This is a genomic window from Haloarchaeobius salinus, assembly GCF_024464185.1.
Classification (GTDB): domain Archaea; phylum Halobacteriota; class Halobacteria; order Halobacteriales; family Natrialbaceae; genus Haloarchaeobius; species Haloarchaeobius salinus.
In genome coordinates this window covers 50,053-69,002 of sequence record NZ_JANHAU010000002.1, presented here as the reverse complement: position 1 = coordinate 69,002, position 18,950 = coordinate 50,053, and the positions used below count along the sequence as shown (strand labels likewise).

Genomic DNA, 18,950 nt, shown 5'->3' with positions numbered 1-18,950 from the left:
TGAACTGAGCAATCCCCCAGGTTCGGAGCGCTTCGAACGGGCTCAGCAGAGGGTATCGGAACCGCTCACTCCTCGCCGGCGGCGGGCGACGGCGACTCGCCGACGCCCTTCTCGATGTACGCCTCCTTCCAGGTGCCCCGGGTGAACCAGAGTGCGGCGGCGATCCCCCCGACGATGTTGCCGAGGGCCATGCCGGTCCAGAAGCCGTCGGGGCCGAGGCCGTAGCCGGTGAAGTCGGTGAACGGGACGGTCCCGATGAGTGGGATGGGGTCGAACGCGAGGACGCCGACGGTGGCGACGCGGCCGATCCAGAGCGCGACGAGTGAGAACGCGAGCGCGGTCTTGGTGTTACCCGCGCCGCGGTAGGCCCCGAGGACGACCTGGAGGACGCCGATGAAGGCGAACTCGAAGGCGCGGACGCGGATGTAGTCGGCGCTGTAGTCGATGGTGGCGGTGGCGTTGTCGATGTTCTCGTTGACGAAGGCGTTCACGAGCGGTTCGGGGAAGAGGTAGACGACGACGGCGACGACGAGGAGGATGCCGGCCGCGACCGTGGCGGCGAGGTGGACGGCGCGCTCGGCGCGGGCGGCGTTGCCGGCCCCGAGGTTCTGGCCGACCATGGTGTTGGTGGCGCGGCCGAGTCCCATCGCGGGGAGGAAGATGAGCGAGGCGATGCGGTTGCCGAGGCCGTAGGCGGCGACGACGGGCGGCGCGAACAGGACGATCATCGCGGTCAGCGTGACCATGGCGAAGGCGCTGGCGGACTGTTCGAGCGCGGTGGGGACGCCGAGGCGGACGATGTCGCGGACGACGTCGAGGTCGGGTCTGAGGTGGGAGACGTCGACGTCGGGGCCGGCGTCGGTGAAGAAGAGGATGTAGATGCCGAGGATGGAGCCGAGCCCGCGGGAGGCGACGGTGGCGATGGCCGCGCCCTGGATGCCGAGCTGGGGGACGGGACCGACGCCGAAGATGAGGATGGGGTCGATGACGACGTTGACCGCGACGCTGGCGAGCATGACCCGCATCGGGGTCTTGGTGTCGCCGTAGCCGCGCATGACCGACGAGAAGACGAAGAAGCCGAACATGAAGACGATGCCGAGGAAGAACACCTCCATGTAGTCGGCTGCGAGCGGGATGACGGCCTCCTTGGTCTCCTGCTGGCTGGGCAGGGCGGCGAGCATGTCCTCGGTGAGGAGGTAGCCGACGATGCCGAGCCCGATGGCGAGCACGGAGACGAACGAGAGGGTCTGCCCCGCGACGCGGCCGGCGGAGTGGTCGCTGTCGGCCCCCGTGTACTGCGCGACGAGGATGCTCCCTGCTGCGGTGAACCCGCCGGCGAGCGAGATGAGCAGGAAGATGAGGGGGAAGGCGAGGCTGATGGCGGCCAGCGCGTCGGTGTCGAACTGGCCGAGCCAGAACGTGTCGGCGATGTTGTACGTGACCTGGAGGAGCTGGAGGGCGACGATGGGCCAGGCGAGCCGGAACATCGGTCGCACCAGTCCGCCCTCCGTGATGCTGTCGGACGGCTGAGTGCTCACTGTCCTTCGAAACGAAACAGATCGATTTCAATCTGTTGAATCGGGGCGAGCGGTGTGAACGAAACCCGTCCGGCTGGCGTGGAGGTCGGCCCCGGTGAGCCGACCCCAGACGACCAGTGCGGAGGGCGTGACGACGATGGCGGTGAGGTAGGAGTAGAACACGCTGAGTGCGGTGAGCAGGCCGAACTGACCGAGGACGGGCGTGATGGCGAGCACGAGCACGCCGGTCCCGGCGGTCGTCGTGAGCATGCTCCCGGTGAGCGCGCCGCCGGTGCCCCGGACGGTGGCGTCGATGGCGGGCAGCACCGCCGCGCGTGCCTCGAACTCGTCGACGAACCGGTGGACGATGTGGGCGGAGTAGTCGATGCCGAGCCCGAGCGTGATGGAGAGGATGGTCGCGGTGAGCGCGTTGAACGGCACGCCGAAGAAGCGCATCGACCCGGCGATGAGCCCGAGCGTCACCGCGATGGGGACGAGGTTGACGACCCCGAGGGAGGGCCGCCCGGCGAGCAGCTGGTAGACGACGACGAGGAAGACGGCGGTCAGCGCGAAGGCGATGACGAGGCTCCGGAGGGCGGACGCGAGGATGGTGTCGGCGATGTCCTGGAAGACGACCGTCGCGCCCGTCGCGGTCGCCTCGAACCGGAAGCGGTCGGCCTGCTCGCGGGCGTCGGCCGTGATCTCGGCCTGCTCGGCGTCGGCCTCGACGGTGTAGACGATGCGGGTGCTCCGGAAGTCCTCGGTGAGGAAGCGTCGCGCCTGGTCGCCCGACTCGGAGTCGAGCAGCACCTCGTACACCCGTTCGAGGTTGCGCTCCGGGATGCCGTCGTCGTCGGGGTCGTTCCGGTCGACGAGCCGGCGGAACGACTCCGAGCGGTTCTGGTGCGTCCGAATGACCCCGAGGATGCTCTCCGAGCGGGCCTCCCGGTTCTCGGTGACGAAGGAGTCGGGCGGGTCGCGGTTCGCGCGCTGGATGGCCTCCAGCGCGTCGTTCCGGCGCATCGGCCCCTCGACGTAGACGACGACGGTGTCGTCCTCGGCGGCGGCGAAGTTCGCCTCGAGGAAGTTCGTCGTCCCCGTCACGGTGTACTCGCCGGGTGCGAACGGCTCCGGCAGGTCGTCGAGGAACGCCGCCGTCTCCTCGGGCGGGAGGAAGTCCTCGTCGGAGAACGAGGTGTCGACGCCGGTGCCGTAGTAGCCGGTGCCCGCCGTCAGCGCGGCGACGAGCAGGAGGAAGACGACGGGGGCGCGTCGGGCGACCTCGATGCCGACCGGAAGGATCGCTCCGAGCGCGGAGCCCTCCTGTGCGAGCGGGCGCTGGCTGAACTGCGGGATGGGCGTCCGGGCGACGATTCGGTCCGCGAACACCTTCGCGGCCGGGAGGAACACGCCGAAGATGCAGAACGTGAACGTGATGCCGACGGCGGCGACGATGCCGAACTCGCGGATGGGTGCGAGTCCGCTCGTCACGTTCGACGAGAAGCCGATGACCGTCGTCGCGGTGACGATGCCGAAGGCGACGAGCAGCTGGCGCGCCGCGACCCGCATCGACGCCTCGATGCCCGTGCCGGTGACGCGCTCCTCGCGGTAGCGGTTGATGGTGTGGATGCCGAAGTCGATGCCGACCGCGAGCAGCAGCGGCGGGACGGCGATGAGGAGCTGCGAGAAGGCGATGTCGGCCAATCCCAGAAAACCGATGGTCCAGACGAGCGCCATCGCCAGCGACACCAGCCCGAGCAGCAGGTCGACCAGGTCGCGGTAGGCGACGACGAGGAAGACGAGGATGAGCAGAACCGCCGCCGGGACGACGATGAGCAGCGAGTCGCCGATGATGGTCGAGAACTCCTCGGAGAGGATGCCGGCCCCGAAGACGACGATGTCGCCGCCGCCCGCCTCGACGACGCGCTCGGTGCGGAGCTGGATGTCGGTCAGCGGGCTGGTGCCACCGGCCCCCGCCGTCGACTCCAGCCCCGCCGGGATGCGGTGGCGCACGACCGTGATGGACGCCGACGCGCTGGCGGACTGCGCGTTGAAGTCCTCGCTCAGCGACGCCGTAAAGCCCGGCGACGCGGCCGCCCGCCGGACCGCCCTGTCGATCTCGCGCTCGGTCGCCCCCTCGACTGCGCGGACCTCGGCCTCGAGTCCGCTCGCCTCGGGGTCGAGCGTCCGTGCGACGGTCCGGGCGGGGCTGGCGATGGACGACACGCGGAGCGACTCGCGGTCCTCGATGCGTTCGAGCGTTCGGAGCATCCGCAACAGCTCCTCGCGGGCCAGCACGTTCCCCGACCGGTGGATGAGCTGGGTCGTCCCCTCGTCGGGCTCGAACACCGGCTGGAAGTCGCGGTTCACCCGGTCGAGGGCGACCTGCGCCGGGCTGTCCTCGGTGAACTGCTCGGTGCCGGCCTCCGTCGAGACGTTCCCGAGCCCCGCCGCGAACAGCAGGGTCACGAGCAGGAAGACCGCGACGACGGCCCCAGGCCGGTCGACCACGAGGTCGGCGACCCGGTCCGTGGCGGCGTCGACCCGCGACACCGTCAGTCGCCCCCGTCGGGTACGTCGTCCCCGTCGGGCTCGTCGTCCCCGTCGCCCGTGCCGTCTGCCCTGTCGGCTGCTCCGTCCTCCCCGCTCGCGTCTCCGAGCCCTGCGCCGTCCGTATCGTCATCGGCGGCGGCGTCGCGTCCACCGTTCGTCTCCGCCTCGTCGTCCTCGCCGTCGGACTCCTCCGCGGCGCGGCGACCCCACAGGAACAGCCCGACGAGGAACAGCACGAGCACGACCACCAGCACGACGGCCCACCACGGGAAGCCGTCCCCCGGCGGCTGTGCGACGGTGACGGGCACGGTGAGGCTCCGCGAGAGCTCCGTCTCGCCGTCGGGCTGCTCGTACTGGAAGTCGATGGAGAGCGGGTAGTCCTTCGTGACGGCGTCGCCCGCCGCGGACACGCGGAACTGCAGTTCGACCGTCTCGTTCGGCGCGAGCCGGTCGACAAACGCCTGGTCGTCGGGTACCGACAGCGGCTCGTTGGCGAACAGCTTCGCGTTCACGTTCCGGACGACCTGGTCGCGGTTGTTCGTCACGAGCAGCGTCACCGCCCGGGTGCCGCCGGTCGGGACGGTCGCGTTACCCGGTCTGACGAGGAACGCGTCGCGCTGCCCGGCGACGGGGACGGCCGCGACGAGCGGGTCGCTCCGTCTCGCCTCGTCGTCGGCGTTCTGGTACACCACCCGGACGGTGAGCCGGCGCGGCGTGCTCTCGGCGTCGGAGACGACCGACGCAGGAACCCGGAACGACGCGTTCTCGCCGGCCTCGAGCGTCCCCACCGAAATCTCGGCCTCGTCGAGGACGACGGTCTCGCTCCGCGTCGACACCTGCACGGCGGCCTCGAAGGCCGTCCCCGGGCCGACGTTGCGCACGAGCCCGGTCACGTTGCCGTCCTCGCCGACGCGGAGCGTGCTCCGCACGTCCGCCAGCGCGAACCGCTGCTCGTCGAGCGGTTCGACGCCGAGCGTCCGGGCCTCCGAGCGGCGCTCGTCGCCGTCCTCGTCCTCGTAGTTCACCGAGACCGAGAGCGGGTACTGCTGGACGTCGGTCGCGTTCGTCGACGTGACGGTGAACGCGACGGTGCGCTCCTCGTTCGGAGCCCAGTCGCCGACGAACCGGCTCCCGTTCGCGGCACGGCCGACGAGCAGCTCGCCGCTTCTCGTGGCGAGGGTGACGACGGCGTCGCTGGCGGCCTCGGCGTCGGCGTTCGTCAGCGTGAGTTCGAGCGTGCCCTCATCGCCGACCTGCACCGACGAGTCCACGTCGACGACCTCGAACGCCGGGACGCGCTCGTCGACGGCGAACTGCTCGGCGAGCGTGTCGCTCCGCCGTGGCTCGTTCTCGTCGGTCTGGTAGGAGACGACGAACGAGAGCTGTCGCGGCACCGCCTTCGCGTCGCGGGCGACCCGTACCGGAAGCTCGACGGTCGCCGACTCGTCCTCGTCGAGGTCGCCGACGGGGTACTGGCTCACCTGCGGGACGACGCCCGGGTCGTCGCTGGTCAGCCGGACGACCGCGTTCTCGACGTCGCGTGGCCCCTCGTTGGTCACCGTCGCGGTGACGGTCCCGTCGTCGCCGACCTGGAGGTTCGCGTCGGCGTCGGTGAGCTCGAAGGCCTGTGCCTCGTCCGGCTCCACACCGAAGCGGAACGGGTCGCTCCGCCGTCTGTCGCCGTCCGCGTCGTCGGACGAGACCGTCGCAACGAACGGGTACGGCTGTTCGTCGGTCGCGTTCGTCGGGGTGACGGTGAACTCGACCTCGCGGGTCTCGTTCGGCTCCCACGCGCCGACGAAGCGGCTCCCGTTCGGGGCGCGACCGACGAGGACCTCGCCGCTGGCGGACTGCAGGGTCACCGTCGCGTCGTCGAGGGTGCGGTTCTGACGGTTCCGCAGTTCGAGCGTCACCGTCCCCGCCTCGCCGACCTGGAGGTCCGAGTCGACGTCGACCAGCTCGAAGTCGTCGCGGAACTCACGTACCTCGTACGTGCCAAGCAGCGGCGTGCTTCGCCGAGGGTCGTCGTCCCGATTGCGGAACTCCACGACGAACCGGAGCTGTCGGTCGCCGGGCTCCACCGACCGCGCGACCGAGACCGGCAGCTCGAACCCGACCGACTCGCCCGACCCGAGATCGCCGAGGACGACCGACGCCTGCTGTGGTTCGATCCCCGGTGGCGGGTTCACGAGCCGGACGACTGCCCGCTCGGCGGTCTGGGGGCCGCGGTTTGTCACCTCGCCCTCGACCGTGCCGTCCGCGCCGACCCGGAGGGTCCCGGAGGTGTCGTCGAGCCGGAAGCGCTGCTCGCTCCGCGGCCGGACGCCGATGCGGAGGTCGTCGGCGACCTTCGCCCGTCCATCCTCGTCCTCGTAGCGGACCGCGAGGTCCACCGGATAGGGCTCGGTGATGCTGTCGTTCGTCGTCACCACCGAGAACTCGACGGTGCGCTCCTCGCCGGACTCCCACTCGCCGACGAACCGGGTGGCGTTCGCGCTCCGGCCGAACAGGAGGTCGCGGTTCAGCGACGACGCCGAGACGACGGCGTCGGTCAGGTCCTCGTCGCCGGTGTTCTCGAGGGTCACCGCGAGCGTCCCGCGCTCGCCGACCTGCACGCTCGTCTCCACGTCGGTCACCTCGAAGACGGCCGCCTCGTCGTCGACCTCGACGGTCCCCGTGAGCCCGCGGCTGGCGACCCGGTTCCCCACCTCGTCGCGGTACACCACGACGAAACCGAGCTGGTACTCGCCGGGCTCGGCGTCGGGCGCGACGGCGACGGGGAACTCGAAGCCCTCCGCCTCGCCGTCGTCGAGGTCGCCGAGGACGAACTCCGTCCGACGGGGCTGGATCGCCGCCTCGCTGCTCCGGATTCGGATGACCGCCTCCTCGGCGTCGTCGGGGCCGCGGTTCTCGACCTCGCCCTCGACCGTGCCCTCGGCCCCGACCCGGAGATCTCCCTCGACGCCGCTCACGCGGAAGCGCTGCTCGCTGCGTGGCTGGACGCCGATCCGGAGCCCCCGGACGGCCCGGGGTTCGTCGTCCTCGTTCCGGTAGTCGACCGAGAGCGCGACCGGGTACGGCTCGGTGACCGACTCGTTGCCGAGCGTCACCGAGAACTCGACGGTACGCTCCTCGCCCTCGTCCCAGTCGCCGACGAACCGGCTGGCGTTCGGGCTCCGCCCGAACAGGAACTCTCGGTTCAGCGACGACGCCGAGACGACGGCCTCCGTGAGGTCCTCGTCGCCGACGTTCTCGATGGTCACCGCGAGCGTCCCGGTCGAGCCGACCTGCACGTCGGTCTCGATGTCCGTGACCTCGAACACCTCGGTGGCGTCGACGACGCCCGCGCCGCCGTCGCCACCGTCTCCTCCGCCGTCACTATCACCACCGTCTCCTCCGCCGTCACCACCACCGCCACCGTCTCCTCCGCCGTCAGCGCCACCATCTCCTCCACCGTCTCCATCACCGTCATCACCGCCACCACCGACCGCAACGGTCAGCTGGAGCGTCTTCGTGTACGCCGTCCCGCCCGCAGTGTACGTCAGCGTGAGCGTCAGCGAGATGGACGTGCCGGCACCGGGCGGGACGCTCGCCACGTCGAACGAGAAACTGTGCTCCGTGCCGCCCGCCCACGTTCCGACGTGGGGCTCGTGGTCGCCGGTGTCGGCCTCGGCCGAAGAGAGCGCCGCCGTCACGTCCGCGACGGCCCCACCGGTGTTCTCGACGGTGACCGTGAGCTGCCCGCCATCGGCCTCCGTGACCGAGCCCTCGACGCCGACCAGCTCGAAGCGGTCGCCGATGTCGGGAGCCGGGTTGTCGGCCACCGTGACGGCCGACGCCGGCGCAGCGAGCACGAGGAGGAGAACGACAAGGACGACCCGGCGGTTCATCGGGCTACAGGCACCTCTCCGACCCGTCCGACCCGACGGCGGGGTTCACGCATCGACGTGGGGAGACACGCCGAATGCGCCCTTTGTAGTGAAGCGTATACGAGGGAGAAGTCCGGCGTTACTCGGTCAGTGACCGCCTACGCCGTGACTGTCGGAACTGGTTTGCACCGCGACGAACGGAGAAGAACGTGCGTCGACCGACTACGGCGTCTCGTTGGTCTCGAGCGTGAACTCGCCACGCGGGTAGGCGACGCAGGTGAGCACGTAGCCGTCCTCGAGTTCGGGCTCGTCGAGCATCTGCTGGTTGTCGTGCTCGACGAAATCTCGGGAGTCACCGTCGGCGATGTGACCACCACAGGAGACACACTGGCCCTCGCGGCAGGCGTAGGGCAGGTCCCAGCCCTCGTCCTCGCCGGCCTCGAGCAGCGTCTCGTTGTTGGCGACGGAGATGGTCTCGCCCTCCTTCGTGTACTCGATGTCGAAGTGCTCGATCTCGTCCTCCGGGATGTCGGCGGGGCTCGTCGACTCCTCCTCCTCCGCGCCCTCCTCGAGCTCCGCGCCGGCGTCGCCCGCGCCGACGGCACCGACCGCGCCGCCGCCACCGATGGAGCGGTTCATCGGCTCGGGGAAGTCGGTCTCCGGGACGGTGCTCGCCCGATGTTCGAGGACGTCCTGCGAGATGTCCTCGTTGGGCTTCCAGGACGTACCACGCACGAGATGGAGCGTGACGGCGATGACCGTCAGGGAGAGCCCGATAGCGATTCCCAGTTCGTTAGCCATATGCGAGACGGTTGGAAGTACGGGTTTAATTCAGTTGTGATTGCTCGCGCCCGTGTGGCGTCGCCGTCCGCTCTCACTCCCGACCGGGACGGTCGACGCCGTACTGGTGGCAGTACAGTTCGAGCAGCTCCTCCAGCAGGAGTGCATCGCGCGAACTCGTCGCGTAGTGGTGGTCGATGAAGTCCTCGGCGTCACTCGGATTGCCGCGGACGACGAACCGCCGCACGGTCGCGACCGACTCGAAGAAGGGGAGGCCGGACTCGTGGTCCTCGGCGGACTCGATGATCTGGTCCTGCGGGAACACGTCCGCCTTGATGTCCTCGAAGTCGACGGTCGAGGGCTCGTAGCTGTCCGAGAGCTGCTCCAGGATGTACTCCGAGGCGAAGCGGTAGAACTCGGACTTGCTCTCGAAGACGCCCTCATCGACGAGGGACTCGATCTCCTCGACGGTCGACTCCGAGAATCGGACCGTGCTCTTTACCATACCCACTCATGTTAGCGAAGGGGTAATAAATCGACCGACCGTCCAGCACCGTTCTCCACCCGCTGTGGCCGTGCTGCACCGATCTCCGGGAGCGGCGTCGGACGTGCGTCAGACAACCGTCACAGCCCGGACGGCCACCGAGACTATTTGTGGCGGTGCTCTGATAGAGAAGGACATGCACGCGGGGGCGGCACCGAGACTGCGACAGCCACGACACGCGGACGGCGGGGTGCGATGACAGACGACGACACGACCGTCGGGCTCTTCCAGGCCGTCGCCATCGAGGTCGGGCTCATCGTCGGTGCGGGGCTGTTCTCGCTGACCGGCGTGGCGACCACGCTCGCCGGGACGGCGGTCCCGCTGTCGTACGTGTTCACGTTCACCGTCGTCGCGATGAGCCTCGTCCCGACCGCCGCACTGGCCGCCGCCCGGCCCGTGACGGGCGGGAACTACTGGTACCCGAGCCGGCTCTGGTCGCCCGTCGTCGCCTTCTTCACCGCGTGGGGGCTCTCCATCAGCATGTTCGGCGGCGGGCTACCGGTGTACGCGCTGAGCTTCGGGCGCTACGTCGACTCGCTGACACCCGTGAATCCGGTCGCCATCGGCGTCGTCGTCCTGACCGCCTTCTACCTCGTGAACCTCGCCGGCATCGACGTGGCCGCCGGCGTGCAGGCGCTCCTGTTCGTCTCGCTCGTCGCGAGCCTCGTCGTGTTCGTCGTCGTGGGCGCGCCCGCCGTCGATACCACGAACTTCGAGCCGTTCCTCTCGACCGGCGTCGGCGGGATGTTGACGGGTGCCGGCGTCCTCTACTTCGTCTGCCTCGGCGCGAACTTCATCGTCGACCTCGGCGAGGACGTGCAGTCGGCGACGGTCACCATCCCGCGGTCGCTCGCAGTGAGCATCCCCCTCGTGTTCGTGCTCTACGTCGGCACCGCGCTCGTCGCCGTCGGCAGCGTCGGCGCGGCCGGTCCGGGGTCGATGGCCGGTGCGACGCTCTCGGTTCCCGCCGAGGTCGCGCTCCCGCCCGCCCTCTCCGCGTTCTTCGTCGTCGGGGGCGCGCTGTTCGCCATCGCGACGAGCATCAACGCGGTGTTCATCATCGCCCCGAAGTACATGGTCGTGCTCGCCGACGACGGCTTCTTCCCGAGCGCGCTGGCCCGGACGAACGACCGCTTCGGCACGCCGCACTGGGGACTGACGCTCGTGTTCGCCCTCTCGCTCGCGTCGCTGGTCAGTCCGCTCCCCGTCGCGGACCTCGGCTCGCTGCTGGGCTTCGGTGGCATCGTCCTCATCGTCCCGATGATGGTCGCCGCGGTCCGGTTCGTCCGCCGGCATCCCGAGCGCTACGCGGCGACGCCGATTCCCGTCCCGGCGCGGATGACCGTCGGCCTCGCCGTCGCCGCGGTCTGTGCGAACGCCGTCCTCCTCGTCCTGCTCGCCAGTCAGAGCCCGCTGCTGTTCGCTTCGTGGGCGGGCCTCACCCTCCTCGGCGGCGGCGCGTACCTGCTCGCTCGACGGCGCTACCTCGCCGACCGGGGCACCACCCTGCTGTCGGGGTTCGACGGGGAGTTTTAACCCCCGCCCTCGTGCGAGGTGACATGACGAACGACACCACGGACCACGCGGGCGACGGCCCCACTGGCGACGGCCTGCGGACCGGCGTCGTCGGCGCGGGCGTGATGGGCCGCGACATCGCCGCACTCCTCGCCAACGGCGGCCACGCGGTCACCCTCGTCGACGTGGACCCCGACGCGCTGTCGGCCGCCGAATCGTACCTCGAAACCGAGGCGGGCGCGGCACTCACCGACGCCGGGCTGGTCGACGGCGACGCCAGCGACCCCGACACCCTCGCGGACCGCATCGACTATGCCACCGACCTCGACGTACTCGCCGACTGCGGCTTCGTCGTCGAGGCCATCAGCGAGTCGCTCGACGCGAAACGGGGGGTCCTCGCCGAACTCGAGGCCGTCCTCTCCCCCGACGCCGTCGTCGGGACGAACACCTCCTCGCTCACCGCGAGCGCGGTGGCCGCCGAGGCCGACCACCCGGAACGGGTCGTCCTCTTCCACTTCGCCAACCCCGCCATCCCGCGCGACGTGGTGGAGATCAACGGCGAGTCCGCCAGCGAGGACGCGCTCGCACTCGCCGAGTCCGTCGCACGCGACATGGGCAAGACGCCGTTCCGCCTCGGGACCGAGCGCCGCGCGAACGGCCTCAGCCGGCTCTCTGCCGCCATCAAGTGCGCCGGCACGTGGGAACTGCTCGACGCCGACGCGGCCGCCATCGAGGTCGGCGCGCGGAACATGGGCTTCCCGCGCGGCCCGCTGGCGTTCGTCGACCTCATCGGCATCGACATCCACCTCGCGACGGTCGACAACCTCGCCGTCGAGTACGGCGGTCGCTTCGACCCACCCGAACCGGTCCGCGAGCGCATGGAGACGATGGTCGCCGACGGCCGCGCCGGGGCGAAGGACGGCGAGGGCTTTTTCATCTGGCAGGACGGCGAGGCCGTACTCCCCGACGTCGAGTCGCCCCACGACGTCCAGCCCATCGTCGCCGCGCTGGTGAACGAGGCCCACCGGATGGTGGGGGACGGTGTGGCCGACCGCGAGACGCTGAACGAGATCCTCAAGCGCGGGAGCGGCGGGGCCATCGGCCCGTTCGACATCGAGGGGATGGTCGGCGGCGACGTGCTCCGTGCCGTGCTCGAAGCGCGGTACGCGGAGACGGGGGCGGGCGTGTTCGAGCCCGCTGAGTCGCTGGGGTAGGGTCTGCCGGGAGAGCAGTCCGTCACGTGGCGTGCCTGACGACGACCAGCATCACAGCGGCGGGAAATGTGCTACGGAAGCGAACATTTATTACTCCTTAGAATAACGCCACGATATGAAGTACTGGCTGCACTGGATCCTGACGGTCGGCATCATCATGGCGAGTACGGCGTGTACGCTCTCGCTGGCCATGCATCCCGAGTTCGCACTCTGGTTCATGGCACTGGCAGCCGGTCTGTACATCGTCGCCCGCACCCTCCACCGGGAAGACTCCTCGGACATGGCGAGTCGGCCATCCCGGACCGCCGTCGCTCACACCTGACCGACGACGCGCTCCCGTTCCCTTCTGATAGACGCAGCCGCTGCAGGTGACGTGACTACCGGGTCAGCCGGCCACAGCGCTGAATCGCGAGACCACCGTCCGGAGTTGCCTAGTCCGCGATGACGGGTGGCACCGCACCGGGATCGACCTGCACGTCGAGCAGCGTCGGGCGGTCGCGCGCCAGCGCGTCGGTCAGTTCGCCGGCCAGTTCTTCGGGGTCAGTCACCACCGAACCAGCACAGCCGAAGCCACGCGCCACGGCGGCGTAGTCGGTCTCGGGCTCGAAGTCGGTCGAGATGTCGACGCCGTAGTTCGTCAGCTGGCTCGCCTTCGAGGACGCGAGCGACTGGTTGTTCCAGACGACCACGACGACCGGCAGGTCGTCCCGGACCGCGGTCTCGAGATCGGAGATGTGGTAGCCGATGCCGCCGTCACCCGACACCGCGACGACGGGTCGCTCGGGGTCGGCCGCTTTCGCACCGATGGCCTGCGGGAGCGCGCAGTTGATGCCGTCGCTGCCCCGCGCCTGGATGTAGCCGACGCCGGGCTCGCGCACCTCGTAGAACGCGCCGGTGAAGAAGCCGGGGAACGACGTGGCCGAGACGAGCAGGCCGTCGTCCGGGATGGCGTCCTGCAGCTCGCTGACGATGCGGGCGGGGTCGATGGGCGTCCGGTCGCTCTCCAGCCGGCCGGCGTACTCCCCGCGCCAGGTCTCGCGGTCGGCGGCGACCTGCTCGATTCGGTCGCGGCGGTCCGCGAACTCCGCCGGGTCGACGGCCTCGCAGAGGGCCTCGACGGTCGCCCGGATGTCGGCCTGCACCGCCACGTCGGCGTCGTAGTTCCGCCCGAGCCAGTGCGGGTCGAGGTCGACGTGGGCCATCGTCGCGTCCTCGGGGACGAGCGACCAACCGACCGTCGACAGCTCGCCGAAGCGACAGCCCAGTCCGACGATGGCGTCGGCGTCCTCGACGAGGTCGTTCGCCACCTCGCAGAAGCCCCAGCGACCGACGACGCCCGCGGCGTAGGGTTCGTCCTCCGCGACGACTCCCTTCCCGTTCATCGACGTGACGACGGGCGTGTTCGTCGCGTCGGCGAGGTCGCCCACCGCGCCCGCCGCGCCCGCCCGGAGCGCCCCCTCGCCCGCGACGACGACGGGCCGCTCGGCGTCGGCCAGCACGTCGGCGATGGCCGTCACGTCCGCGGGTGACGGCGCAGGTCCGCCGTCGTCGAACCGGATGTCGACGCCTGCGCCCGACCCCGACTCGCTCTCCGCGGCGAGCACGTCCTCGGGCAGGTTCACGTGCGTCGGCCCGGGGACACCGGTGACGGCTTCGCGTGCGGCTGCCCGGACCGCCTCGACGACCCGCTCGGGCGACTCGGGGTCGTAGCTCGCCGCGACGTGCGGCTCCAGGATGGCCTCGTTGTCGGCGTCCTGGATGGCCTCCCGGCCCCGGAACGCACGGTCGTTGTCGCCGGTCAGCGCGAGCACCGGGCTCGACGCGCCGTCGGCCTCGGTCAGCCCCACGCCGGTGTACGCCGCGCCGGGGCCGCCGACGCCGTCACAGACGCCGAGCGAACCCGTCACGCGGGCGTAGCCGTCGGCCATCATCGCCGCGCTGGCCTCGCTACGGGGGTGGACGTGCCGGATGTCCGAGCCGGCGAGCGCCGCGTAGTACGGCTCCATCTGCTCGCACGGGAAGCCGAAGACGGTCGAGACGCCGCTCTCCTCGAGCGTCGCCACCAGGTCCTCTGCCGCGGTCACCGTCGAACACCCGTCACGGGAGTTGCTGTCATACTACACGGAGCGCAGGGACCCGTGAAAAGTGTACCTCTACCATCTTTTTTCCGCTCGGGTTCTCGCTGCGCTCGAACCGCTCGCGCCAAAAATATGGATGAAAAAGGCCGCGGCTCACTTCGTTCGCCGCGGTGAAACGCCGGCCTGCGGCCGCCGTACGTCCACTGCACCGCGACAGCACGACGACGCGATGGGCTCACTCCTGCCGCGCGACCTCGTGCCGCCCGAAGCCGTACCGGAGCCGGTTGGCGAGTCGCCGGGAGAACCGCCCCGACTCGGGCGCACGGGAGCCGAACCGCTCGGCGAGCGACTGGTAGATGAGCGGGACGGGGACCTCCTGCTCCAGCGCCTCCTGCACGGTCCAGGTGCCCGTCGAGCCCCCGGCGACGTGGTCCGCGACGTCGCCGAGTTCGTCCTCGTCGGTGGCCTCCTCGCGGAACGCCTCCTCGCAGAGTTCGAGGAGCCACGACCGGATGACAGCGCCGTTGTTCCAGGTGTGGGCGACGGCTTCGAGGTCGAGGTCGTACCGGCCGTTCGCGAGCAGCTCGAACCCCTCGCCGTAGGCCTGCATGAGCGCGTACTCCACGCCGTTGTGGACCATCTTCACGTAGTGCCCGGAGCCGGCGGGACCCATTCGGTCGTGGCCCCCGGGGCCGGTCGCGACCGCGTCGAAGACGGGCGAGAGCTCGTCGTACGCCCACTGCGGGCCGCCGACCATCAGCGAGAAGCCAAGGTCTGCCCCGGCGGGGCCGCCGGAGGTGCCGCAGTCGAGGTAGGCGGCGTCGGTCTCCTCGGCGCGGCGCACGGAGTCCTCGAAGTGGGAGTTGCCGCCGTCGACGACGATGTCGTTGCCGTCGAGTCGGGGCTCCAGGTCCGCGAGCGCGGCGTCGACCGGTTCGCCCGCGGGGACCATCAGCCAGAGACGCTTCTCGTCGCCGAGTTCCGCGGCGAGTTCGTCGACGGAGTCGACGGGTGTTGCGCCCGCGTCGGCCGCCGCGGCGACGGCCTCGTCGTCGAGGTCGAACGCGACCACGTCGTGTCCGGCGGCGAGTGTTCGGTCGACCACGATGCGGCCCATCCGCCCGAGGCCGAGTACGCCCAGTTGCATGGCCGAAGGTGCTCGGGGAGACACCGTAGGGGTTGTGATTGTCGGTCGCGGCCGGGGTCAGTCGTACACGCCGACGGCGAACCGGGACAGGATGTAGACGAGCACCCCGAGCGAGGCCGACACGCATCGGCTGAGAGCTAGTCGCCAACGGGGAGCCGTTGCTGTCCTGAGGGAACGGATTCGGGTCCGGAACGGCGAGCAGAAGCGGGAGCAGCAGAAGCAGCCGCTACGACGGGCTGTCGACGGACGGCGTGGACGGTACCGGACGTCGTGTGGGAAGCGGGCGAAGCCGTTTCGACATCACACTGCCTCCTCGACCGGGACGGCCACGGTGGACTGGATCCACGCCGTGGAGCGCCCCTCGTCGAACAGCAGGACCTCGCCGTCGCCGACGTCGATGGCGACGTACGGGCCGAAGTCGACGGCGTCGACTCCGACCCTGTCGTGTCCCCGGTCCGGGTTCGGTGCAGCAGCCATTGTGTACCTCGTCACCACGTTGGTCCCCGAACACGATAACTGTTAGCATACCACAAGTTCGTGTGTGGTGACCGCACGACCCCGACACACTGAAGACACGTTCCTCGTCGTTGGCAAAACGGTATGGTCGAGGCCGCGCAACGGGACTCCATGACCGTCAACGCGATCTTCGACGCGATGCCGTACGCGAAGCACCTCGGCATCGAGATGGAGGAAGCCGAGGACGGCTTCGCCCGGGGTCGCCTCGAACTCGCGGAAGAGCACTCCTCGGTCCCCGGGAAGATCGTCGCCCACGGCGGCGTCGTCCACTCCTTCGCCGACCACGTCGCCGGCGCGGCCGTCATCTCGCTGAACTTCACGCCGACGCCGACCATCGACATCCGCATCGACCACCTCGCCCCGGCGACGGCGGACCTCGTCGCCGAGGCCGAGGTCGTCCGCAACGGCGGCGACATCGCCACCGTCGACTGCGACGTGACCGACGTGACCGGCACCCGCGTCGCGACCGCCCGCGGCGTGTTCAAGACCGCCGGCGGCGACGGCGGCTCCGCGTGGACGGACAGCCCCGAGGAGTTCGACCTCGACTGAGCCGCGACCGAGCCGGCGGCCCCACCCGGTTTGGTCGGGGTTTTTCTCGCTGGAGGTACAACTCCCGGTATGCTCGGCTCCCCGAAACTCCGGAAAGCTATCGCCGCCGCGACCGCCGCACAGGGACTTCTCAGCCTCCTCTTCCCGAAGCGCATGGCCAAACTCGGCTCCCGCCTCCTGCTCGGCGCGAGCCACGAGAACACCGGCGAGCTCGAACCCCGCGACTGGTACGTCGACTCCACCCGTGCCTCCGGCCTCGGGATGCTCGTCGGCGGCCTGTTCGGCTACATCCTCGCCGACCGCGCCGACGACAAGGCTGCCGCCGCTGCCGCCGTCGAGGACGCCGAAGCCGGGGATCGCGAGGCCGACGACGAGGACGACGGCCCCGTGATGGTCGATATCGACGAGTAGCCGGTTACCAGCTGTACACCAGTTTCAGCCGCCGAACGGGCCACTTTTCCCGTTTTGACGCGTACCTATACTACCATGTCAACCGTCGGCAAAAGCGTCGGGATGCATCCGGATGCGTCGATGAGCGCCATCGGCTACATCATCGCGGCGCTGCTGGCGCTCATCCTGCTCCCGCTCGCGCCCATCGTCCTGTTCGTGTGGCTCGCCATGAAGATCACCGAGGGCGCACGCGGCGAGGGTGAGGAAACGGTCTGAGCACCACACCGCCCTGCACCGACAGGGCACAGCTTTTTCAGACTATCGCCTTTCGCTGTTCCCATGCCCTCCCCGACGACGTGCCGTCGGACACTGCTCGGAGCCGTCGGCTCGGCGGTGTTTGCCGGCTGTACGACGTTCGGCGCACAGGAGGACAGTACCGCGATTTCTCGAATCGTGGACCTCGAAACCGAGTCTAGTTCGTCCGACCTCCCGTTCGACGGTGAGATACTCACCGCTGGAAGCACCGATGAACCGCCACGAATCCGCGTCGTCCTCGAAAACAGAGGTGCGCCGACGGGCGGCAGCTTCGGCTCGACACCACCGTTCTCGACCCACGGTGCGACCAACGACGACGGGGTCATCGCTTCGTTGATTCCGGCGAACAGGGAGATAGTGGTCGGGAACACTACCACGATGTTCCCCGACGAACCGACCGAGCACTGCTGGCGACTCAACACCGCCCCCGGCTTCGAACTGCGCAGCGACTACACCGAACTCGACAACGGTGGCACACTCGCCACTGAGTTCACGGTGTGGGTCGGACCCGACGAGCAGTGCCTTCCAGCAGGCGAATACTCGACGTCGTTCGCACCGGAAGAAGGCGAAGGCACCGACCCGCTGGTCGAACTGACGCTCTCCTTTGCCGTCGAATCGTAGTCCGTCGATTCACGTCACCCCGCCCGACTCGCGCTCGTACTGCACGTACACCTCGTCCTCGACGATCTCGACGAGGTCGTCCACCACCGACCACACCTCCGCGAACGTGACGTAGTACGGCGACGGCGCGACCCGGACCACGTCCGGCGGCCGGTAGTCCACGACGATGCCGCGGTCGCGCAGCGCCTCGCTGATGCGGTAGCCCTCGGGGTGTTCGAGCGCGACGTGGCCACCCCGACGGTCGGGGTCCCGCGGCGTCCCGACGGAGAAGCCGTGCTCGGCGAGCCGTGCGTCGGTCAGCGCGACGAGGTACTCCGTCAGCGCGACGGACTTCTCGCGCAGTGCGTCGATCCCTGCATCCTCGACCACGTCCAGCGCGCCGTCGAGCGGTGCCGCGGCGAGCAACGGTGGCGTGCCGATCTGCCACGCGCCGGCGTCCCCGGCCTGGTCGTACGTCGTCCGCATCTCGAACATCGTCGCCTTGTCGTTGCCCCACCAGCCCGCCAGCGCGGGCGGCGAACCGAAGTGCTCCTCGCTGACGTACAGTCCCGCGAGCGCGCCGGGACCGCCGTTGAGGTACTTGTACGAGCACCAGACCGCGAAGTCGACGCCGTTCGCGTCGAACTCGTGGGGGACCGCGCCGACGCTGTGGGCCGCGTCGACGCCGAACAGCGCGCCGTGCTCGCGGGCCAGCTCGGCGATGGCTCCCACCTCGAGCAGCTGGCCGGAGCGGTAGAGTACCGTCGGGAGGAAGACGATGTCCACGTCGTTCCCCTCCAGTGCGGCCTCGAGGTCCTCGACCGTCACGGTGCGCCCGTCGCTGCTCTCGGCGACGACGAGGTGGTCGTCCGGGTCGAGCCCGCGCTGGCGGAGCTGGGCCCGGATTGCGTAGTGGTCCGTCGGGAAGTCGAGGTCGTCGACCAGTATCGTCTCCGCGCCGTAGGCGTCCAGCATCGTCCCGATCAGGGTGTGGATGTTGACCGTCGTCGAGTTGCCGACGACGACCTCGGACTCCTTCGCGCCGACGAGCGGTGCGAGCCGGTCCCCGAGCCGTTCCGGGTAGTGGAACCAGTCCGGGTCGGCCTCGCCCCAGCCGCGGATGGCGAGGTCGCGCCACTCGTCGACGACCCGGGAGAGCGCCGCCTCGGCGTCTTTCGACATGAGCCCCAGCGAGTTCCCGTCCATGTAACGGTCGCCCTCGGGGATGTAGAACCGCTCCCGGAGCGACGCGAGCGGGTCCTGCTCGTCCAGTTCCTCGGCGAAGGCGCGGTCCGTCGGCGGGTCTGCGGGGAGTTCCGGCGTCGGCATGTTGGCTCTGGATTCGCGAGGAACCGTGAACTAG

General features: G+C 69.8%; 16 protein-coding genes. 7 read left to right on the top strand and 9 right to left on the bottom strand.

From position 1 onward, the window contains the following. Positions 1-65 precede the first annotated feature (65 nt). The 5 genes from NO345_RS06835 to NO345_RS06815 all read right to left on the bottom strand — a co-directional run bounded on the left by NO345_RS06835 (position 66) and on the right by NO345_RS06815 (position 9,224). Positions 66-1,487 carry an MATE family efflux transporter gene (locus NO345_RS06835; RefSeq protein ID WP_256299546.1) on the bottom strand — a complete coding sequence of 474 codons (1,422 nt, stop codon included), beginning with the start codon at positions 1,485-1,487 and terminating at the stop codon, positions 66-68. Positions 1,488-1,565: 78 nt separating this feature from the next. Beyond that, the gene (locus NO345_RS06830) at positions 1,566-4,070 is read right to left on the bottom strand and encodes an efflux RND transporter permease subunit (protein WP_256297726.1); all 2,505 of its coding nucleotides are present in this window, start codon (positions 4,068-4,070) and stop codon (positions 1,566-1,568) included. A 2-nt stretch (positions 4,071-4,072) separates the two neighbouring features. Further along, on the bottom strand, positions 4,073-7,960 hold the full coding sequence (locus NO345_RS06825; protein WP_256297724.1) for a COG1361 S-layer family protein: 3,888 nt from the start codon (positions 7,958-7,960) through the stop codon (positions 4,073-4,075). 201 nt (positions 7,961-8,161) lie between these two features. Further along, positions 8,162-8,740, bottom strand: a complete 579-nt coding sequence (locus NO345_RS06820) for a 2Fe-2S iron-sulfur cluster-binding protein (RefSeq protein ID WP_256297722.1) — start codon at positions 8,738-8,740, stop codon at positions 8,162-8,164. A gap of 73 nt (positions 8,741-8,813) precedes the next feature. Then, positions 8,814-9,224 (bottom strand): ribbon-helix-helix domain-containing protein, encoded by a 411-nt coding sequence (locus tag NO345_RS06815; RefSeq protein WP_256297720.1) that lies wholly within the window; start codon positions 9,222-9,224, stop codon positions 8,814-8,816. Between the two features lie 234 nt (positions 9,225-9,458). Between NO345_RS06815 and NO345_RS06810 the strand changes: the two genes are divergently transcribed. The 3 genes from NO345_RS06810 to NO345_RS06800 all read left to right on the top strand — a co-directional run bounded on the left by NO345_RS06810 (position 9,459) and on the right by NO345_RS06800 (position 12,314). Continuing rightward, entirely contained in the window at positions 9,459-10,799 is a 1,341-nt protein-coding gene (locus NO345_RS06810) for an APC family permease (protein WP_256297718.1), read from the top strand. Between the two features lie 23 nt (positions 10,800-10,822). Then, on the top strand, positions 10,823-11,992 hold the full coding sequence (locus NO345_RS06805; RefSeq protein WP_256297716.1) for a 3-hydroxyacyl-CoA dehydrogenase: 1,170 nt from the start codon (positions 10,823-10,825) through the stop codon (positions 11,990-11,992). 115 nt (positions 11,993-12,107) lie between these two features. Next, the gene (locus NO345_RS06800) at positions 12,108-12,314 is read left to right on the top strand and encodes a hypothetical protein (RefSeq protein WP_256297714.1); all 207 of its coding nucleotides are present in this window, start codon (positions 12,108-12,110) and stop codon (positions 12,312-12,314) included. Between the two features lie 109 nt (positions 12,315-12,423). Here the strand turns inward: NO345_RS06800 and NO345_RS19780 are convergent, their stop codons facing one another. The 3 genes from NO345_RS19780 to NO345_RS06785 all read right to left on the bottom strand — a co-directional run bounded on the left by NO345_RS19780 (position 12,424) and on the right by NO345_RS06785 (position 15,694). Further along, positions 12,424-14,076 (bottom strand): thiamine pyrophosphate-binding protein, encoded by a 1,653-nt coding sequence (locus tag NO345_RS19780; protein ID WP_256297712.1) that lies wholly within the window; start codon positions 14,074-14,076, stop codon positions 12,424-12,426. Between the two features lie 229 nt (positions 14,077-14,305). Beyond that, the gene (locus NO345_RS06790) at positions 14,306-15,217 is read right to left on the bottom strand and encodes a decarboxylating 6-phosphogluconate dehydrogenase (protein WP_256297710.1); all 912 of its coding nucleotides are present in this window, start codon (positions 15,215-15,217) and stop codon (positions 14,306-14,308) included. Positions 15,218-15,517: 300 nt separating this feature from the next. After that, a complete protein-coding gene (locus tag NO345_RS06785) occupies positions 15,518-15,694 on the bottom strand; it encodes a hypothetical protein (protein WP_256297708.1) in 177 nt (58 codons plus the stop codon). Positions 15,695-15,844: 150 nt separating this feature from the next. Between NO345_RS06785 and NO345_RS06780 the strand changes: the two genes are divergently transcribed. From NO345_RS06780 to NO345_RS06765, 4 genes are all read left to right on the top strand, one after another. Beyond that, on the top strand, positions 15,845-16,282 hold the full coding sequence (locus NO345_RS06780) for a PaaI family thioesterase (RefSeq protein ID WP_256297706.1): 438 nt from the start codon (positions 15,845-15,847) through the stop codon (positions 16,280-16,282). A 69-nt stretch (positions 16,283-16,351) separates the two neighbouring features. Continuing rightward, positions 16,352-16,693 (top strand): DUF6199 family natural product biosynthesis protein, encoded by a 342-nt coding sequence (locus NO345_RS06775; protein WP_256297704.1) that lies wholly within the window; start codon positions 16,352-16,354, stop codon positions 16,691-16,693. Positions 16,694-16,768: 75 nt separating this feature from the next. Then, positions 16,769-16,948, top strand: a complete 180-nt coding sequence (locus NO345_RS06770; protein WP_256297702.1) for a DUF7535 family protein — start codon at positions 16,769-16,771, stop codon at positions 16,946-16,948. Between the two features lie 63 nt (positions 16,949-17,011). Further along, positions 17,012-17,608 (top strand): hypothetical protein, encoded by a 597-nt coding sequence (locus NO345_RS06765; protein ID WP_256297700.1) that lies wholly within the window; start codon positions 17,012-17,014, stop codon positions 17,606-17,608. A 9-nt stretch (positions 17,609-17,617) separates the two neighbouring features. Here the strand turns inward: NO345_RS06765 and kynU are convergent, their stop codons facing one another. Continuing rightward, a complete protein-coding gene (gene kynU, locus NO345_RS06760) occupies positions 17,618-18,916 on the bottom strand; it encodes a kynureninase (protein ID WP_256297698.1) in 1,299 nt (432 codons plus the stop codon). Positions 18,917-18,950: the final 34 nt, after the last annotated feature.